The organism is Rhizobacter sp. P2_G4, from assembly GCF_056403575.1.
In genome coordinates this window covers 276276-294988 of record NZ_JBFUFG010000002.1, presented here as the reverse complement: position 1 = coordinate 294988, position 18713 = coordinate 276276, and the positions used below count along the sequence as shown (strand labels likewise).

Here is an 18713-nt window from a genome sequence, read left to right as displayed (position 1 = left end):
CGGAGACAGAGAGGCAATGTTGTGCAGGCCAAGCGTCCACCCTGGAATGGGCGCCGGGCTGCCACTGTCAGGGGTGCTGCTTGATGAATTCGTCGACGTTCGACTTGAGCGTGAGCTTTGCGTCGGTCGGCTGATCCTTCGGAAGCGGTTTGCCCGCCAGCACGGCCGTGACGGCATCCACCGCCATCTTGCCCATGGTCCAGGTCTGCTGCGTTGCCGTCGCGTCCAGCGTGCCGTTCTTCACCGCGATCAGCGCGCCGGGGTCGCCGTCGAAGCCCACGACCCAGGCTTTCTGCGGCAGCTTCGCCAGCTTCACGGCCTGAGACGCGCCCATGGCAATGCCGTCGGCCTGGCCGACGATGATGTTGATCGTCGGGTCGCGTTGCAGCATGTCCTGCGCGATGCGGTTGCCTTCGTCGGCCGACCAGCGCTCGGTCCATTGATCCTGGGTGACCTTGATGCCGCAGGACGCGAGGCCCTCGGTGAAGCCCTTGGTCCGATCGACTTCGGGCGTGGTGCCGCGCTGGCCGTGGATCATCACGGCCTTGCCCTTGCCGCCGGTCTGTTGGCACAGCCACTTGCCCAATTCGGTGGTGGCCGCGACGGACTGCCCATAGATGAAGGTGTCACCCGGGTTGGCGTCGACGTTGCGGTCCACGTTGATGACGGGAATCTTGGCCGCCCGCGCGGCCTTGACGGGCACGGCCGCGGCAGTCGCGCCGGCGGGGATGTAGATCAGCGCGTCGATCTTCTGGGCGATCAGGTCCTGGATCTGGTTGACCTGGGTCGTGGCATCACCCTTGGCGTCCACCGTGATGACCCTGTAGCCCTTCTCCTTGCCGTAGGCCTCGACGCCCTGCTTGATCATGTTGAAGAAGTCGGCCTGCAGATTGGCCACGGCGAGGCCGATCGTCTTGCCCTGCCCTTGTGCCCAGGCAGCAGGAGCCGCCGCGAGAAAAACGCCGGCAATGACTGCGAGCGCAGTCTTTCGAAACTTGAACATGGGGTTGTCTCCTTGTTGGAATGAATTTGAAGAAACGGGTTTCAACGGGGTCTCAACGGGACTTGCGCTTGTTGGCGTCGACCATCACGGCGAGCACGATCACGACACCGACCACGATCTGCTGCACGAACGGCGAAGTCCCGACCAGGTTCAGGCCGTTGCGAAGCACACCAATCGTCAACACGCCCATCAGCGTGCCGAAGATGGATCCGATACCGCCCGACAGGCTCGCCCCGCCGATCACGACGGCAGCGATGGTGTCGAGCTCATACCCCAGGCCACCGCTGGGCTGCGACGAGTCGAGCCGGGTCGACATGACGATGCCCGCCAGGCCCGCAAGCAGACCGCAGACCGCGTACACGGCAAGCGTCACCCGCTTGACGGGAATCCCCGCCAGCCGGGCAACCTCGCTGCTGCCGCCAATCGCGTACAGCGAGCGGCCGCCGGCGCGGTACTTCATGTAGATCCCGGCCACGATGGTCAGGACGATGAACAAGCCGACGGTCACCGACAGGAAGCCGAAGTAGCGCTCGATCGACAGCGCAGAGAACCAGTCGGGGTAGCCCACGATCTGGCTGCCGTCGGTGATCAGATTGGCCAGGCCCCGGGCGATCGACATCGTCGCCAGCGTCGCGATGAACGGTGGCAAGTTGCCTCGCGTGATGAGCAGCCCCGAGAACGTGCCGCACAGAGCCCCCACCACCAGGGCCGCCATCATCGCGACAGGCATCGGAATGCCCTTCGCATTCGACAACCATCCCATCACCATCATCGACACGGCGAGCACGGAACCCACGGACAGGTCGATCCCACCGATGACGATCACCGCCGTCATGCCGAGCGCCATGATGCCGAGCACCGTCAGTTGATCGATGACGTTGACCAGGTTGCGCACGCTGAGAAAGGTGTCTGTCGCCATCGAGAACGCGATGCACAGGGCGATGAGGCTGAACAACGGCACATGGTCGGCGAGGCGTTCGACCAGCGGTCTCGCCTCGTGCCGCGTGGGTACCAGCACAGCACTGTTGCGCAGTGGGTTGGTTGTAGGGTCGAGGGCCATGGGAGCTCCTGAATTCACTTGTCGCCCTGGGTTGGGTTGCCGGTGGCGAGGCGTGCGCGAGCAACCGCATGCACCCACGTGCGGCGCGCAACGCCTGCCTTGTCGTCAGAGGCAGGCACCGGCGTGGTCTGCTGTGCCCTGGGGAGGTCGCGCAACGCATTCATGTCCCAGACACCTGCTCCCAAGCCCGCCATGTGGGCGACGCCGAGCGCAGACAGTTCGGGATCGGTGCAGTGAACCACCGGCCGGCCGATGTACGAAGAAAGAAGGGCGCGCAGCTTGGCGTTGCGTGACGGCCCGCCGTCCACCAGCAGCCGCTGCACGCCGGAGACGCTGGCGTCCATCGCATTAATGACGTCCGAGACCTGGTGGGCGATGGAATCAAGCGCAGCCGCAAGAAGCTGGGCGCGATTCGTCGCCAGCGTCAAGCCGCTGATCAGGCCGACCGCATGCGGGTCCCAGTACGGCGCGCCCAGTCCGTTGAAGGCCGGCACCAGGCAGAGTCCGGCGGCATCGGCCGTTGATGCTTCAGCTGCCGCCGATTCAGCATCGAGGCCGAACAGCTCGGCAGCCCAGCGCAGCGTCGAGCCTGCCGCGCGGATGTTGCCTTCGAACGCAAGCAGCGGCCCCTGGCCGGCGTCCCACGCCACGGTCAAGCACAGGCCTGGAGGCACGCGTGTCGCATCTTCAGTCAGTCCCATGACGGATGAGCCCGTGCCCATCGTCGCCTTGACGGCGCCGGGGGCGTAAGCGCCATGCGCGAACAGGGCGGCATGCGAGTCCGCCATCACCGCATGAACCGGCACGCCTTCGAGCGCTGGATGGAGCTTGCCCGCATTGCCTCGTGCTGCACGCGAGGGCACGACCTGCGGCAGGACTTGCTGCGGGATGCCGAACAGCCTCAGCAGTTCGTCGTCCCAGCGGGCCGTGCGCACATGGAGCAGTTGGGTGCGCGAGGCATTGCCGACCTCGATGGCATCATCGTCGCCCAGCCTCGCGAGGAGCCAGGCGTCGATCGTTCCGGCGCGCAGTTCACGGTTGCGGCTTGCGCGTCGATCGGCGTCGATGCGGTCCAGCAGCCAACGAATCTTCAGCGCCGAGAACATCGGGTCCAGTGGCAAACCGGAGCGAGCTTGCACGAGCGCTTCGCCGCCATCTCTCGCAAGCTGGTCGCGCAACTCGACCGTGCGCTGGTCTTGCCAGCTCAGCAATGGCGTCAGCGCGCGAGCGTCATCCCTGCGCCAGACCAGCGCGGACTCACGTTGCGTCGAGAGGCCGACCGCGGCAACAGCGCTGCCCTGCTGTTGCGACAGACACTGCGCGACGGCCGATTGCACGCTGGCCCAGATCTCCTCGGCGTCCTGCTCCACCCAACCGGCCAGCGGATAACGCTCGCCGACGGGCACGGATGCCTTGGCAACCATCCGGCCGCCGCGGTCGACGAGAACGCACTTGGTGGCGCTCGTCCCCTGGTCGATGGCAAGTACGTAGTCCACGTCAATCGTCCCAATGGCCTTCAATGGGCCCGCAGTAGTTCGCCCGCGGTCCTGGCGATATTGGCCGGCGTCAGGCCGAAGTGTTCGAACAGGAACGAGGCGTTGCCGGTGGGAGCGAAGTCGGTGATCCCCATGATCCGCATCGGCGTCGGGTGCTGCTGCGACACGAGTTCGGCGACCGCCGATCCCAGGCCACCCCGCACCATGGCCTCCTCGACCGTGACGATTCCGCGTGTCTCCCTCGCCGCCGCCAGGATCGTCTGCTCGTCGAGCGGCTGAACCGACGCGGCATTGATGACCCTCGCGCTGATGCCTTCACCTGCGAGTTGATCGGCCGCCGCCAGCGCACGGGTCACCATGGTTCCAATCGCCACCAGCGTGACGTCGCTTCCTTGGCGCAGAACGGTGGCGCGCCCGAGTTCGAACGCACGGCCCTCAGGCATCACGGCCGGCACCTTGGTGCGCCCGATGCGCATGTAGCAGGGTCGCGCGGCTTTCACCGCCCAACGCATCGCCGATCTGGTTTCTTCGGGGTCGGCCGGGACGATGACGGCAAGGTCGCCGATAGCGCGCGTCCAGGCGATGTCTTCGATCGAGTGGTGCGTGGGGCCGAGCTCACCGTAGGCCATGCCGGGGCTCATGCCGCAGAGCACGATCGGGAAGTCGGAGTAGACGACGTCGGCCTTGATCTGCTCGAGTGCGCGCCCCGTGAGGAAAGGCGCGGCCGCGCAGACGAAGGGCCGCAGGCCAGCGTTGGCCAGGCCCGCCGCGACGCCAACCATGTTCTGCTCCGCGATGCCGACGTTGATAAGCCGATCTGGAAACGCCTTGCGGAAGGCCCCGAGGTTGCTCGAACCGACCGAGTCATTGCACACCGCCACGATGCGCGGGTCGGTCTGCGCCAGTGTGGCAAGTTCTTCGGCGAACGCCTGCCGGCAGTCGAAGCCGATGCTGCTGTCTTCCTTGCTCACTCTGCCAGCTCCTTGATCGCCGCGGCAACCTGCGCGGCGCTGGGTACCTTGTGGTGCCACTCCACGCCGTTCTCCATGAACGAGACACCCTTGCCCTTGATCGTGTTGGCGATCACCGCCCTGGGCTTGTCGCCCGGGGCACGACTGAGCACATCCAAGAGCTCGTCGTAGGAATGCCCGTCGACGACGTGCGTTTCCCAGCCGAAAGCCGTCCACTTGTCAGCCAGCGGTTCGAGGTCATTCGTGTCAGTGGTGCTGGCACCCTGCTGAAGGCGGTTTCGGTCGACGATGGCGGTCAGGCTCACGAGCCGGCGCTGCGCCGCATACATCGCCGCCTCCCAGTTGCTGCCCTCCTGAAGCTCGCCATCGCCGAGGACGACGAACGTGCGCCATTGCTGCTTCGTGATCTGCGCCGCAGTCGCGCATCCGACACCGACCGGAAGGCCATGCCCCAGCGGGCCTGTGTTGGTTTCGACGCCAGGCACCTTGCGACGGTTCGGGTGCCCGTTGAGCGGCGACAGCGGCGCCGCGAAGTCGGCCAGGCGAGCGGGAGGGAAGTAGCCCGAGGCCGCCAGGACTGAGTACAGGGCGGCAGCGCAGTGCCCCTTGCTTAGGATGAAGCGGTCGCGCTGCTCCCATGCCGGTTGAGCAGGGTCGATCCGCAGCACGCCCTCGAACAGAGTGATGAGGATGTCTGTGACGGACAGATCACCCCCGATGTGCCCGAGGCCAGCTTGGTCAATCGTCGCGATGATCTGTCGGCGGATGTGGTTTGCGCTCGACCGCAACAGAGGAATTCGCTGCACCAACGTCCCGGCATCGAAGGTCTCGCGCCTGGCACGCCAGAGCGCCAGCGCCGTTGGATCGCTCACCAACCCGGCAGATGCCGCAGTGTGTCGTTGTGTTTGCATATTTATTCATGCATGAATGCTTGATCAATAATTTAGAGGATTCTGCGCGGGTCGTTATCCGGGCTTTCCCCAACCAATCCATTCGCGGCGCAGAAGGGCCCAAGCCCTTCTGAAGACCGCATTGCTGCCTCAGCTCGCATGACGGAGCCTATGCAATCAGAACCTTGGAGTGCAGCGGCCCGGATTTGCTGTGAAGCCGTCAAAGCTGGCTTGGCGCTAGAGATGGGTATCGATGGTCGGCGCCCGAAAGCGAATGCGGATCGCCCACCGCCTCACTCGGAGATCTTGAAGGACCCCTTGTCCAAATCGGGAGGAATCTCCGCACACGCCAAAAGCAAAAGGCCGCCCGAAGGCGGCCTTTTTTCTGCTTTTTATCTATGGAGGAGAGGGAGGGATTCGAACCCTCGGTACCTTGCGGTACGCCTGATTTCGAGTCAGGTACATTCGACCACTCTGCCACCTCTCCGAAATCTGTGGGGCGTCGGCGGGTCTGTGCCGAGCCGCAGATTCTAGCTCAGGCTTTCAAGAGATCCTGACCACCGAGATACGGACGCAACGCTTCAGGCACGGTGATCGAGCCATCTGCGTTCTGGTAGTTCTCGAGCACGGCCACCAGAGCCCGCCCCACCGCCAGGCCGGAACCGTTCAGCGTGTGCACCAGCTCGTTCTTGCCCTGCGCGTTCTTGAAGCGCGCTTGCATGCGCCGCGCCTGGAAGGCCTCGCAGTTTGAGACGGAGCTGATCTCGCGGTAGGTGTTCTGCGCCGGCAGCCACACCTCGAGGTCGTAGGTCTTGGTCGAGCCGAAGCCCATGTCGCCGCTGCACAGCGTCACCACGCGGTACGACAGGCCGAGCTTCTGCAGCACCGCCTCGGCGTGGCCGCGCATTTCTTCGAGCGCTTCGTAGCTCTTGTCGGGATGCGTGATCTGCACCATCTCGACCTTGTCGAACTGATGCTGGCGGATCATGCCGCGCGTGTCGCGCCCTGCGCTGCCCGCCTCGCTGCGAAAACAGGGGCTGTGCGCCGTGAGCTTGATGGGCAGCTGGTCGGCCGCCAGTACGCTTTCGCGCACGCTGTTGGTCAGCGAGATCTCCGAGGTGGAGATGAGGTACTGCTCGGGCTGCGACTCGTCGCCGCCGCGGCTGACCCAGAACATGTCTTCCTTGAACTTGGGCAGCTGGCCCGTGCCTTCGAGCACTTCGCGGTTGACGATGTAGGGCGTGTAGCACTCGGTGTAGCCGTGCGCCTGGGTTTGCGTGTCAAGCATGAACTGCGCGAGCGCGCGGTGCAGGCGCGCGACCGGGCCGCGCAGAAAGCTGAAGCGCGAACCGGAGAGCTTGGCGCCGGTGTCGAAGTCCAGGCCCAGCGGGGCGCCGAGGTCAACGTGGTCCTTGACCGGGAAGTCGAAGCTGGGCGGGCCTTTGCCGTCGGGGCTCCAGCGGTGCAACTCAACGTTGCCGTTCTCGTCGTCACCCTCGGGCACGCTCGCGTGTGGCAGGTTGGGCACGCTCATCAGCATCTGCGAGAGCTCGGCCTGGATCGCCTCGAGCCGCTCGGCCGAAACCTTGAGCTCGTCGCCCAGGCCACCCACTTCAGCCATCACGCCCGCGGGGTCTTCGCCCTTGGACTTGAGGTGGCCGATCTGCTTGGACAGGCTGTTGCGCTTGGCCTGCAGTTCTTCGGTGTGCGTCTGCAGGGTCTTGCGCTCCGACTCCAGCGCCTGGAAGCGCCCGACGTCGAGAAATGGCTGGGGCGATTTGCGCTTTTCCAGCGTGGCGATGACGCTTGCGAGGTCTTTGCGCAGCAGGGTGATGTCAAGCATGGGACGGGCTTTCGGTCGCAGTACAGCAAAGGGCTGGAATTGTAGGGTGCCACCTCTTGGGCGGCCCTTGAGCCAAGGCAGTGAAAAGGCCACCTGTGCGATGGCCTGGGGCTGTGGCGTCGCCTCAGCGAATCGGGTGCGAGTGCAGCGCCGAATCGACGTGGCTGTCTTTCAAACCCTTGGGCAGCGGAAACTGGATGGTCTCTTCCACGCCCGGCATCTTGCGAACCGACACGGCGCCAAGATCACGCAGGCGCGCGATAACCTGATCCACCAGGATGTCGGGAGCCGACGCCCCAGCGGTGAGGCCGACGCGCTGTTTGCCGTCGAACCACTCGGGCTTCAGGTCTTCGGGCTGGTCGACCATGTAGGCGGCCGCGCCGAGGCGCTCGCCCAATTCGCGCAGGCGGTTGCTGTTGGAGCTGGTGGGGCTGCCGACGACGATCAGAACGTCGACCTGCGGGGCCAGCACCTTCACAGCGTCTTGTCGGTTCTGCGTGGCGTAGCAGATGTCCTGCTGCTTGGGCTCGCGCACGGTGGGGAAGCGGCGCTTCACCGCCGCGAGGATCTCGGCCGCATCGTCCACCGACAGCGTGGTCTGCGTCACCACGGCCAGCTTCTCGGTCTGTGCGACTTGCACGTGCTCCACGTCAGCCACGTCTTCCACGAGGTAGATGCCCTCGTTGAGCTGGCCCATGGTGCCTTCGACCTCGGGGTGGCCCTTGTGCCCGATCATCAGGAAGTCGTAGCCTTCCCTGTGCAGCTTGGCGACTTCCACGTGCACCTTGGTGACGAGCGGGCAGGTGGCATCGAACACGCTGAAGCCGCGGCGGGTGGCTTCGCGACGTATCTCCTGGCTCACGCCGTGCGCGCTGAACACCAGTGTCGCCCCGGGCGGCACCTCGGCCAGGTCTTCGATGAAGATCGCACCCTTGGCCTTGAGGTCGTTGACCACGTAGGTGTTGTGCACGATCTCGTGGCGCACGTAGATCGGTGCGCCGAACTTCTTCAGCGCACGCTCCACGATCTCGATGGCGCGGTCGACGCCGGCACAAAAACCGCGTGGCTCGGCCAGCAGCACTTCTTCCAAAGTTCGCGTTTCAGCAGTCATCACAGCACCCCGATCACATGCACTTCGAACGTTACCGGCTGACCGGCGAGCGGGTGGTTGAAGTCGAACAGCAGCCAGTCGCTGCCCACCTCGCGCACGACGCCGGCATAGGCACCCTGCCCGTCCGGCGTGGGGAACTGGACCACGTCGCCAACGCCGTAGCGCTCGTCGGGGTCGCCCAGCTGATGCATCAGCGAGAGCTTCACGCGCTGCAGCATGTCGGGGTTGCGCTCGCCGAAGGCTTCGCCTGCGGGCAGCTGGAAGGAAGTGCGTGTGCCTTCGGCCAGGCCCATCAGATGCGCTTCCATCGCCGGCGCCAGTTCACCCGAGCCGAGCGACAGCGTGGCCGGCTTGTCGGCGAAAGTGTTGATGATGTCGGCGCCATCGGGGCCGCTCAGCCGGTAGTGCAGGGTCAGGAACGAGCCCTGCTGCACGTGATTGACAACGTGGTTCAAAGAATTTCCTGGTGATGAAGGCATCGCCGAAGCCGCGCCATGCGCCGCTTAGACTGCGCTCAATTTTAGGTGCCTTGCCTGGCAGGCCGAATCCATGGTGCTCAAAGACCTTCCCCCTGATGCCAGACCCCGAGAAAAACTGCTTGCACGAGGCCCCGCCTCGCTGGCCGATGCCGAGCTGATCGCCCTGCTGCTGCGCACCGGGCTGCCGGGCACCTCGGTGTTGCAACTGGCGCAGCAGCTGCTCACCGAATTCGGCGGGCTGACCGGGCTGCTGCAGGCCGAGCCGGACGACCTCAAGCGCATCAAGGGCCTGGGGCCGGCCAAGCGTGCCGAGATGAGCGCCGTGCTCGAACTCGCTCGACGGTCACTGGCGCAAGAGCTGATGCAGCGCCCGCTGTTCGATTCGACGACACGGGTCAAGGAGTACCTGCGGCTGCAGATCGGCGGGCGCGAGCACGAGGTGTTCGTGGTGCTGTTTCTCGATGCGCAGAACCGGCTCATCCGCCTCGAAGAACTATTCCGCGGAACGCTGACGCAAACCAGCGTCTACCCGCGCGAGGTGGTCAAGCGCGCGCTCGACTTGAACGCCGCTGCGGTGGTGCTCGCGCACAACCACCCATCCGGCGCGGCCGAGCCCTCGCGTGCCGACGAATTTCTGACGCAGACACTCAAATCGGCACTGGGCTTGATCGACGTGCGCGTGCTCGACCACCTGGTCGTCACGCGCAGCGAGGCCGTGTCTTTCGCTGAGCGCGGCCTGCTGTAGCGCGTCTCGCGCTTCAGCCGACGCGCACGAGCGCCACGTCGACCACGTGATGCGCACGTGTGAGGCGCTGCAGGAACCACCGGGCCACGCGGCCAGGTGGCGTGTCCTTGCGGTAGGCGGCACGAATCGGGTACTGAGAGGCCTCGAACGGAAAGCCTTCCACTTGAATGGTCTGCAACAAGCCTTGTTCGATGTCAGCTTCCACCTGCGGCCGCGGCATGTGGCCCCAGCCGAAGCCGGCGCGCAGAAACTGCTGCTTGACGCCGGCGCCCGCCAGCCGCCACGTCAACGGCGACAGCACGTCGTAGTCGCGGCCCGATGTGAGCCCGGAGCGATCCGTCGAGACCAGTTGCACGTGCTGTTCCGTCACCGTCCGCGGGATGAGTCCGCGGTACGCCGCCAACGGGTGTTCCGGTGCCACCACCGTGACCGCGGGCACATGGAGCATGTGCTCGGACAACACACCCTCAGGCAGCTCGGGCTGCGGGCCGATGACCGCCAGGTCGCATTGCGCGTCCATCAGCGGCTGCAGCACGGCCCCGAGCACGTCCATCTGCAGGCGCAGCGGTGTGCCGGGAAACTCGCGTCGAAAGTCACCGACCGCTTCGGTGAGCCACTCGAGCGGATACAGCGCATCGACCGCGACCGACAGCTCGGGCTCCATGCCTTCGCTGAGGCTGCGTGCGCGCGCCTTGAAGCCGTCGACACCACGCGCCAGCGCCCGTGCATCGGACAGCAGCGCGCGCCCTTCGTCGGTAAGGACAGGTAGGCGACCACTGCGGTCGAACAGACTCACACCGAGCTGCTGCTCGAGCTGCGCAATGCTCTCGCTGACCACCGATTGCGAGCGCCCCAGCTTGCGCGCCGCAGCCGAGAAACTGCCCCGCTCGACGCAAGCCAGGAATATCTTCAATTGATCGAATGTGAACCCGTCGCGCATGACTGTCAGGGTGTTGGGTTGGAGAAAGGCAGCGACAGGTAGTGCTGGCCGAGTGCGGTCAGTACGCCGTCGGCGCCGAGCAGGCTGGTGTGGTGCGTGTCATTGCTCCAGCGGCCGGTGAACCAGGCATAGCGGAACACGTCGGCGCGGTTCTCGCAGATGGCCACCATGTCGGTCATCTGTGCCTTCTGCTTCTCGACCGTGTCGATCTGCGCGCTGCCATCGCCGTTGTGCCAGTTGGCAAACTCGGTCACCCAGAACGGCTTGTTGTACTTGAGCAGTTCATCGAGCTTGCCCGCTAGACCGTAGTCGTACCAGTGGAAACCGATGTAGTCGATGTGCGGGTCGCGCCCGCCGTTGGCGCTGCGATAGGCAGCGTAGAACGCATCGAGCCAAGCAACTGGCGTCGTGAAGCCCGCCAGGTTGCCATACGTGATCTGCGGCCCGACTAACTTCACGCCCGTGTCGGCCGCGATCTTCTCGTAGCGCGGCCACACGCCTGCGGCCTTCTGCGGCGTCATGGTCGCCTGGCCAGAGAGATTGGGCTCGTTGAGCAGCAGCAAATGCTTGACCGCCGGACGCGCCTTCAACCACGCGGTGACGTCGGCCGCGTTGAAATCGTCGTTCCACAGCATCGGCACGAAGTCCATGCCGTAGGCCGCGACCGGGTCGGCGGGCGCGTTGCCGTTCGGCTTCGAGCCCCAGCCGTACCACCAGCTGACCCCGGGGGCGAGCGCCGCCATGTCGGCCACGCTGGAGAGGTCGTAGGCGATGCCGCGCTTTGCGCTCTTGGGTGCAGCGGGTGAAGGCGCAGGGCCTGGGCCCGATGGTGGAGGTGCTGGAGGAGGCGGTGCCGGTGGCGAAGGCGGTGTGGGCGCCGCGGGGCTGGGTGCAGCGCCCTCGCTCCCACCACCACCGCAAGCAGCGAGCGTTGCAAGCACACTGCCGAACAGCGTGCCCACCATCAGCCGGCGGCGGGCAAGAAGGCCTGGGCCTGATACAGGGTTCATGGGTCGGTTCTCAGAGAGACTTCAAGAAATCGATCAGCTTCTGGCGATCGTCAGCACTCATCGCCTTGAATCGGTCGCGGCTGGCCTGGCCTTGGCCGCCGTGCCAGAGGACGGCTTCTTCGAGCGTGCGCGCGCGGCCGTCGTGCAAGTAGCGCGTCTTGGCATCGAGGCTCGGCAGCAAGCCGATGCCCCACAGCGGCGCGGTGCGCCATTCCTGCGAAGAAGCCACGCCTTGCGGGTAGTTGTCGGCCAGGTCCGGCCCCATGTCATGCAGCAGCAGGTCGGTGTAGGGACGGATGGTCTGGTTCTTCAGCTCGGCAAAACGGTGCTGGGTACCCGTCGTCAGCGCCGGCACATGGCAGGCCGTGCAGCGGGCTTGTGCGAAGAGCTGGCCGCCTCGCTCGACTTGGTCTTGAAGAGAGTTTTCGGCAGCAACCTGTGCAGCAGTCTGCTGGGGCGTCTGCGCGACGATGGTCTCGTTGTAGACGGCCAGCGGCTGTTCGCCCTTGAAGTGGCGCTGCGGCGGCACGGCAAGCAGGCTGGTGTAGCGCACCAGCAGCTCGAGGTCCTTGTCGTTCAGCTCCGCGCCTTTGGCATCGGCACTGCGGCATGCGGTGCCATCGGTGGCCTGGCCGCAGAAGTGCTTCGGCAGCAAGGTGGTGGTGACGCCCATGTCGCTGTTGAGCGCAGATGCCGTTTGCTGCAGCACGCTGGCAGCGGTGCCTCGCCAGCCGAATCGGCCCACGCGCTTGAGCGAGGGGTCGATCAGGTCGGTGACGATCTGCAGGCGGCCAACGGTGCCGTCCGGATCCTTCGCACTGGCGGAGGCCAGCGCTTCGAGCTGCGCTTCGGGCACGGCCTCGAGCAGGCCCATGCCGGCCAGGTGCGGCGCGGTGCGTACCGACATGCGTGCCGGCAGGTCGAGTGCCTTGCCGCTCACATCGGTGAGCGTGTAGCGCGGCTTCTGCAGCGTGTAGGCGGTCTTGTCGCCGTACTGGCCGGCGGTCTCCTGGTAGCTGTCGATCTTCAGCAGCGCCTGGCGGCCGTCGAAGGTGAGCTTGTTCTCGGTGACTAGGCCTTGCGACAAGCGGCCGCCGAAGCGCGCGTCGGGCGCCAACTTGCCGCTCGCATCGACGTCACCCGTCAGAACCACCATCGTGGACAGCGCTGTCTGCAGGGCCGGCGAACTCTTGCCGTTGGCGAAATGGCAGGAGATGCACGACGTCTGCTGGAAGTTCGGCCCGGCCTTGCCCGCCTGGGTGCTGAACAGCGTCGGGTTGCCTGTCTCGGTATGCGAGCCGGTCAGGAAGGAGGTGTGGAAGAGGCGCCGGCCTTCGAGGAAGGGCTGGATGTTGATGCCGGCGATGTTGGTACCGGCCTGCAGGAAGTTCGCCTCGGGGTTGTTGGACGCGTCTTCTTGCAGCGTCATCATGGTGCCGCCGCTCAACGCGCCTATGGGGATCGCGTGCGAATCCCACGGGATCGCCACGTCGGTCACCGGTCCGCGGTACCAGGGCAATACACCGGTCTTGCCGACCTGGTAGGCCATCACGTCGGAGTAGTAGTTGAAGCGGCCGAGCACGTCGTCGTGCTTGCCGGACAGGAAGATGCCGAGCTCGAACTCGATCAGGTCGCCCGCCTTCAAGTTGCGGTTCAGCGCGGCCGAGCGGGTGATGCGCTTGATCAGCACGAACTCGCCATCCTTCGGGGGTACGTTCAGGTCTTGCGCGTCGTTGGTCTGTGGCGGGTCGCCAGGCAGCGCGTCGTAGTCCTTCTGCGAGATGGGAGCTGCGTACTCCTTGCCGGAGGGCAGCGAGAACGCCGGCAGCAGCTTCATGCCGCCGTTGTCGCCATACAGCGCGACCGCAGTAGGCCCCGGCTTGTCGCCATCTCGCCGGCCGATGTAGCTGTGGCGGAAGTTGGTGCCGTACAGCCACCACTGCGGCCGCACGACGATGGTCAGCACGCGGTTGCCGGAGTTGTCCGGCGCCGCGTTGTCGTAGATCGTGACCTCGTGCGAGCGCCGCTCGAAGTAGTGCGCCGCGAAGTTGGTGTACGGGTCGCCGACGCCATTGGCAGCCGGGTCGGGCTGCTCGCGCGCGTGGCGATCGCGCGTGCGGCCGCCGACGCGGGTGACAAGCGTGCCGTCAGCGAGCGTGTACTGCGTGGCGGGTTGCTGCTCGGCCCAGCTCAGCGGCGTGTAGCCCGCAGGCGTGACGACGGGTGGATCCTGCGGCGTGACCGGTGGCGTCACCGGCGGCGTGATTGGTGGTGTGACGGGCGTGGATGGCACTCCTCCCGAATCGGCCGGAGAAGTGGAACCGCTTCCACTTTGGGCGCCGCCACACGCCGATAAGGCAATTGCAAGCGGCAGGATCAGCACGGTCGCCGCAAGGCCCGCACGCAGGCGCGACGACTTCTTCCAACTCTTCATGTGTCAGAACTCCCGGCACTTCTTTTTGATTGAGCCCATCGCAGCGAGGCGTGGGCTTCTGTGTGTCTTTGAACCAGTGATCGCATCGAGCCCGCGACACACTTGTTCACCAGCGGACAACAGGCAGCAGTTTGCATACCAATTCATTGCCAGTGGTGTTTTTGTGTTCGAGCTGACACTTCTTGGCAGCATCTCGTTGCAACTGCGATGGGCCTTATTGGCAATGGCGATGCTTGGACCAAACTTTGTCGTCTCGAGCGCCGTGGCCTGCCCTCTTGCTGCCCGAAGGTAAGCTGTCACCGTGACCGCGAACGACCCCAAGAAAGCACGCAGCCTGAGTGACCTCGGTGCGATCAAAACCGCTCTGCAGAAGGCGGCCCGCGAAGAAGCTCAACGCGTGGCCCGTCAGCGTGAAGAAGACGCCCGCCTGCGCCGCGAGCGCAACCTGTTTTCGCTCAGCGTGGGCCCGGTACAGGCCCTGCCGGATGCACGCCGTGCCCGCACCGCCCCTCGCCCACCCGAAGCAGAACCACTTCAACGCCAGCGCGACGAGCAGGCCGCGTTGCGCGAAACCATCTCGGACGAGTTCAACGTCGACAGCCTGCTGGAGACCGACGACACGCTGTCGTACCGGCGCATGGAGATCGGGCTGGACGTGGTGCGCAAGCTTCGCCGCGGCGGCTGGACGATCCAGGCGCAGCTCGACCTGCACGGCCTTCGCCGCGACGAGGCACGCGATCAGCTGGCGGAGTTTCTCCGGGATGCCACCCAGCGCGGCTTGCGATGCGTGCGCGTGGTCCACGGCAAAGGCCATGGCTCGCCGGGCCGCGAACCGGTGTTGAAGACCAAGGTCCGCAGCTGGTTGGTTCAGAAGCAGGAAGTGCTCGCCTTCGTGCAGGCTCGGCCGGCCGAAGGTGGAAGCGGCGCGCTCGTCGTGTTGCTGCGCGCCGCTGCCTGAAGCGACGCCGGGGCGACTCTAGGCCCCGTGCTTGTTCCGCATGAAATCGGCCGTCTTGAAGAACGACTCTTCAAGTCGCTGCGCCAGGACGGGGTCAACGATCACCTCGTCCATCGCCTGCTTCATGCACGCCATCCACTGATCGCGCTCGGCGATGCCGATGGCAAACGGCAGGTGCCGCGCCCGCAGGAACGGGTGGCCGAAGCGGTCGACGTAGTGAGCCGGGCCGCCCAGCCAGCCGCACAAGAACCAGAAGAGCTTGTCGCGCGAGCCATCCAGCTCCGCGGGGTGCAATGCGCGGAGCCCGGCAAATGCGGGCTCCAGGTCCATCAGGTCGTAGAAGCGGTCGACGAGTGCGCGAACAGCGGCTTCGCCGCCCACCCATTCATATGCGGTTGCGGGTCGGGTCGTGTCGTTCATCAGGTGAGGTGCAAGGCCGGGTCAGGGACCGGCGAGTTTGGCGGCAACGGCCACGATGCCTTTGCCCGCTTCGCTGCCCGGAAAGGTTTCCAGCAGGAGCTGGCGGCGCTGCACGGCCTCGCGCACCGCCGTGTCGGTGGGAATTTCACCGAGCAACTCCAGCTTGACGGCGGGGCTGCCGGCCGGCAGGTTCGGCGTGACGAAGCGGTCGATGACCTGCTGCAGCTGGCCGCGAACCACACGGCCCTCGTTGCTGCGGCTGACCTGGTTGACCACCAGAGAAATCGCACTGCGCTGCTGCTGCGTTGCCAGCACCTTGATGGTGGCGTAGGCATCGGTGAGCGAGGTCGGCTCGGGCGTGGCCACGACCAGCACCTCGGTCGCGAGCGAGACAGCGAACAGCACCACGTCTGAGATGCCAGCCCCGGTGTCGAGCAGGATGCGGTCGTAGCGAGGAGCCACGACCTCGATGATCTTCAGCAGCTGTTCGCGGATTTCGGCGGTGAGACGCGAATACTCCACCAGCCCCGAGCCGGCCAGCAGCACCGAGAAGCCGCCAGGCGCGGGCAAGATGGCTTCTTCAAGCGAGGCCTTGCCGGTGAACACGTCGTGCAGCGTGATCTTGGGAAAGAGGTTGAGCACCACGTCGAGATTGGCCAGCCCAAGGTCGGCGTCGAGCACCAGCACGCGCTCGCCGCGGCGGGCCAGCGCTGCGGCCAGATTGGCCGAGACAAAGGTCTTGCCCACGCCGCCCTTGCCGCTGGTCACGGCGAGGATGCGGGCACGCTTGGCAGGCGGCGACGCGGTGGGGTTCGTGGCGGTGCTCATGGATTCTCGATATCGGGGAACTGCGAGGTGGCGAACAACAGGCCCTTTTCTTCCGCACTGACCAGCGAGACCGGCGGCATCTCGAGACAGGCGCGGTTGCGGCCTTCGTGCTTGGCGCGGTAGAGCTGCTGGTCGGCACGCTCGATCCACAGCGGCGCCGACGAGCGCACCCACTGCGGGGCAAAGGCGCCACCGAGGCTGATGGTGACCTTCAGGATCTCGTTCAGCGCAATCACGACCTCCCGCTGCTCGACCTTGCGGCGGATGCGCTCAGCCACGGTCTGCCCGAAAGCAGGAGGGCAGTTGGGCAGGATGATGGCGAACTCTTCACCACCGAAACGCGACACCGTGTCCATCGGACGCACGCATTCCATCAGGCACATCGCCACCGCCTGGATCACCAGGTCGCCGGCGGCATGGCCGTGGGTGTCGTTGACGAGCTTGAAGCGATCGATGTCGACCATCAGCACCAGCGCCGGCTCACCGGCACGGGCCACGCGGTCGATCTCGCGTGACAGCGCCACTTCGAAATGGCGGCGATTGGCCAGCCCGGTCAAGGGGTCACGGCTGGAAAGGTCGCAGAGCGCGTCGATCACGGCCTGCAGCCACGCGGCCGAACCGACCGCGTTCAAGTCGGGCAGCGCATGGCCCGACTGCGTCAGCAACTGCAGAGCCGCTCCCAGCTTGAGCTGTGAGGGTTCTGTGGGTGCTGGTGATTGGGACACGGCCTGTATTTGTTACGGGCCAGTCTATCGCGCTCGCCTTACCCGATCGCATCGATTTGAAACGTGAATACCTGCCAACTTGGGGTTTTGTCACGCCTCAAGCACCGCAGACTTCAGACCGATAAACCCCGGAGACCCCGTGCGGAACAAGCGGCGGGCCATCCACAAGAGCGACCCTGTCTGGAGCCTTCATGAGTGCAGCTGCATCCCCCGCCGAACTGTCCGCCTTGCGCAACGTGGTGGGTGCCGATCGCGGGGAACAGGAGTTCGGCTTCAGCACCGCTGATTTCGACCGCGTGCGCCAGCTGATCTACCAGCACGCCGGCATCAGCCTGCATGCGGGCAAGCAGGCGATGGTCTACAGCCGCCTGTCGCGCCGCCTGCGCGACACCGGGCAACGCTCGTTCGGCCAGTACCTGCAGTCGCTGGAAAGCACCGCCGCGTCGGACCCGGAATGGCAGGAGTTCGTGAACTGCCTGACCACCAACCTCACCTCGTTCTTTCGCGAAGAGCACCACTTCCAGGTGCTTGCCGCCGAACTGAAGACACGCAGCAGCCCAGGCCTGCGCGTCTGGTGCAATGCGGCATCGACGGGCGAGGAGCCCTATTCGATCGCGATGACCTGCGCCGAGGCGCTGAGCTCCACCGGCTCCCTCAAGATTGTCGCGAGCGACATCGACACCAAGGTGCTGGCCACCGCCAGCCGCGGTGTTTACGGTGCCGATGCGCGCGGCCTGTCACCCGAACGGCTGCGTGCGCACTTCTTGCGCGGCAAGGGTGCCAACAGCGGCTCCATCCGCGTGAAGCCAGAGTTGGCCCGCCTGATCGAGTTCCGCACGCACAACCTGATGGAAGCACGCTGGTCGCTGGGCGAGCCCTTCGACATCGTGTTCTGCCGCAACGTGATGATCTATTTCGATGCACCCACGCAGCGACGCGTGCTGGAGCGCATCCATGGTGTGATGAAACCCAAGAGCCTTCTGTTCGTGGGCCACTCGGAAAACTTCACCGAGGCGAAAGACCTGTTCCGCCTGCGTGGCAAGACGGTTTACGAGCGGGTCTGAGCGCAGGCCCTACGTCGCCAGCACTCAAGCCGAGCCCATTCCACACCGATATCGGAACACCATGGCATTGATCTCATCCTCGAACCCTGTTGCCGGTTCACGCCTTGAAAAGCTGAAGGCACAGGCGCGCAAACCGGGCGAGGCCTCGTTCTTCTTCTACGACGCGCACTTCAAGAACGACGCGGTGAAGATCTTGCCTGGCGAGTACTTCGTGCACAACGAAGACATGCTGATCATGACCACGCTGGGCTCCTGCATCGCCGCCTGCCTGTACGACCGCAACGCCAAGGTTGGCGGCATGAACCACTTCATGCTGCCCGACGGTGCCGGCGACTCCGGCCGCTACGGTTCGTATGCGATGGAACTGCTGATCAACGAGATGATGAAACGCGGCGCCACGCGCATGACCATGGAAGCCAAGGTCTTCGGCGGCGGCCAGGTCGTGAGCGGCATGACCACGATGAACGTGGGCGAGCGCAACACCAACTTCGTGATGGATTATCTGAAGACCGAGCGCATCCCCATCGTCTCGAAAGACGTGCTGGATGTTTATCCGCGCAAGGTGTGCTACCTGCCCGGCAGCGGCAAGGCAATGGTCAAGCGCCTGGCGCCGACGAACACCGACGCCTTGCTGGCACAAGACCGCGCAGCGGCACAGAAGGCCGTACCGGCAAGCACCGGCGGCGGCTCGGTGGACCTGTTCTGACGCAACGAGACATTGCGGACAAGAGAGACA

General features: G+C 65.3%; 18 protein-coding genes and 1 tRNA gene. 4 read left to right on the top strand and 15 right to left on the bottom strand.

What is annotated here, in order from left to right; all coding sequences use genetic code 11:
- Positions 1-67: 67 nt before the first annotated feature.
- The 9 genes from AC1DYS_RS07900 to AC1DYS_RS07860 form a co-directional block, all read right to left on the bottom strand.
- Entirely contained in the window at positions 68-1003 is a 936-nt protein-coding gene (locus AC1DYS_RS07900; RefSeq protein ID WP_477897785.1) for a sugar ABC transporter substrate-binding protein, read from the bottom strand.
- Positions 1004-1055: 52 nt separating this feature from the next.
- Positions 1056-2063, bottom strand: coding sequence for an ABC transporter permease (locus tag AC1DYS_RS07895; RefSeq protein WP_477897783.1), 1008 nt, complete (start codon positions 2061-2063; stop codon positions 1056-1058).
- A gap of 14 nt (positions 2064-2077) precedes the next feature.
- Complete coding sequence (locus tag AC1DYS_RS07890; protein WP_477897781.1) at positions 2078-3559, bottom strand: FGGY family carbohydrate kinase; 1482 nt, start codon at positions 3557-3559, stop codon at positions 2078-2080.
- Between the two features lie 20 nt (positions 3560-3579).
- Positions 3580-4530 carry a transketolase family protein gene (locus AC1DYS_RS07885; RefSeq protein WP_477897779.1) on the bottom strand — a complete coding sequence of 317 codons (951 nt, stop codon included), beginning with the start codon at positions 4528-4530 and terminating at the stop codon, positions 3580-3582.
- Positions 4527-5402, bottom strand: coding sequence for a transketolase (locus AC1DYS_RS07880; protein ID WP_477897777.1), 876 nt, complete (start codon positions 5400-5402; stop codon positions 4527-4529). The genes AC1DYS_RS07885 and AC1DYS_RS07880 overlap by 4 nt, the downstream gene beginning before the upstream one ends.
- Before the next feature lie 417 nt (positions 5403-5819).
- Positions 5820-5907: transfer RNA gene (locus AC1DYS_RS07875), tRNA-Ser, on the bottom strand.
- A 48-nt stretch (positions 5908-5955) separates the two neighbouring features.
- Positions 5956-7263, bottom strand: a complete 1308-nt coding sequence (gene serS, locus AC1DYS_RS07870) for a serine--tRNA ligase (protein WP_477897775.1) — start codon at positions 7261-7263, stop codon at positions 5956-5958.
- A 124-nt stretch (positions 7264-7387) separates the two neighbouring features.
- The gene (gene ispH, locus AC1DYS_RS07865) at positions 7388-8374 is read right to left on the bottom strand and encodes a 4-hydroxy-3-methylbut-2-enyl diphosphate reductase (RefSeq protein ID WP_477897773.1); all 987 of its coding nucleotides are present in this window, start codon (positions 8372-8374) and stop codon (positions 7388-7390) included.
- Positions 8374-8853, bottom strand: coding sequence for an FKBP-type peptidyl-prolyl cis-trans isomerase (locus AC1DYS_RS07860; protein ID WP_477897771.1), 480 nt, complete (start codon positions 8851-8853; stop codon positions 8374-8376). Before AC1DYS_RS07860 ends, ispH begins: the two co-directional genes overlap by 1 nt.
- Before the next feature lie 70 nt (positions 8854-8923).
- Here AC1DYS_RS07860 and radC point away from each other — a divergent pair, with 70 nt between their 5' ends.
- Entirely contained in the window at positions 8924-9598 is a 675-nt protein-coding gene (radC, locus tag AC1DYS_RS07855) for a RadC family protein (protein WP_477897769.1), read from the top strand.
- A 13-nt stretch (positions 9599-9611) separates the two neighbouring features.
- On the opposite strand, the gene AC1DYS_RS07850 is transcribed toward radC, so the two are convergent.
- The 3 genes from AC1DYS_RS07850 to AC1DYS_RS07840 are packed head-to-tail and all read right to left on the bottom strand — an operon-like array spanning position 9612 to position 13841.
- A complete protein-coding gene (locus AC1DYS_RS07850) occupies positions 9612-10538 on the bottom strand; it encodes a LysR family transcriptional regulator (protein ID WP_477897767.1) in 927 nt (308 codons plus the stop codon).
- 5 nt (positions 10539-10543) lie between these two features.
- Positions 10544-11548, bottom strand: coding sequence for a glycosyl hydrolase (locus AC1DYS_RS07845; RefSeq protein WP_477897765.1), 1005 nt, complete (start codon positions 11546-11548; stop codon positions 10544-10546).
- 10 nt (positions 11549-11558) lie between these two features.
- The gene (locus tag AC1DYS_RS07840; RefSeq protein WP_477897763.1) at positions 11559-13841 is read right to left on the bottom strand and encodes a di-heme oxidoredictase family protein; all 2283 of its coding nucleotides are present in this window, start codon (positions 13839-13841) and stop codon (positions 11559-11561) included.
- A gap of 442 nt (positions 13842-14283) precedes the next feature.
- On the opposite strand from AC1DYS_RS07840, the gene AC1DYS_RS07835 reads away from it, so the two are divergent.
- Positions 14284-14940 carry a Smr/MutS family protein gene (locus tag AC1DYS_RS07835; RefSeq protein WP_477897761.1) on the top strand — a complete coding sequence of 219 codons (657 nt, stop codon included), beginning with the start codon at positions 14284-14286 and terminating at the stop codon, positions 14938-14940.
- An 18-nt stretch (positions 14941-14958) separates the two neighbouring features.
- Here AC1DYS_RS07835 and AC1DYS_RS07830 read toward each other — a convergent pair whose 3' ends face one another.
- Genes AC1DYS_RS07830 through AC1DYS_RS07820 form a run of 3 tightly spaced genes read right to left on the bottom strand, consistent with a single transcriptional unit; the run spans position 14959 to position 16913 of the window.
- Positions 14959-15360, bottom strand: coding sequence for a group II truncated hemoglobin (locus AC1DYS_RS07830; protein WP_477897759.1), 402 nt, complete (start codon positions 15358-15360; stop codon positions 14959-14961).
- A gap of 21 nt (positions 15361-15381) precedes the next feature.
- Positions 15382-16188, bottom strand: coding sequence for a MinD/ParA family protein (locus tag AC1DYS_RS07825; RefSeq protein ID WP_477897757.1), 807 nt, complete (start codon positions 16186-16188; stop codon positions 15382-15384).
- Positions 16185-16913 (bottom strand): GGDEF domain-containing protein, encoded by a 729-nt coding sequence (locus tag AC1DYS_RS07820; protein ID WP_477897755.1) that lies wholly within the window; start codon positions 16911-16913, stop codon positions 16185-16187. Before AC1DYS_RS07820 ends, AC1DYS_RS07825 begins: the two co-directional genes overlap by 4 nt.
- Before the next feature lie 191 nt (positions 16914-17104).
- On the opposite strand from AC1DYS_RS07820, the gene AC1DYS_RS07815 reads away from it, so the two are divergent.
- Positions 17105-17977 (top strand): CheR family methyltransferase, encoded by an 873-nt coding sequence (locus AC1DYS_RS07815; protein ID WP_477897753.1) that lies wholly within the window; start codon positions 17105-17107, stop codon positions 17975-17977.
- A 61-nt stretch (positions 17978-18038) separates the two neighbouring features.
- Positions 18039-18683 (top strand): chemoreceptor glutamine deamidase CheD, encoded by a 645-nt coding sequence (cheD, locus tag AC1DYS_RS07810; RefSeq protein WP_047498896.1) that lies wholly within the window; start codon positions 18039-18041, stop codon positions 18681-18683.
- Positions 18684-18713: the final 30 nt, after the last annotated feature.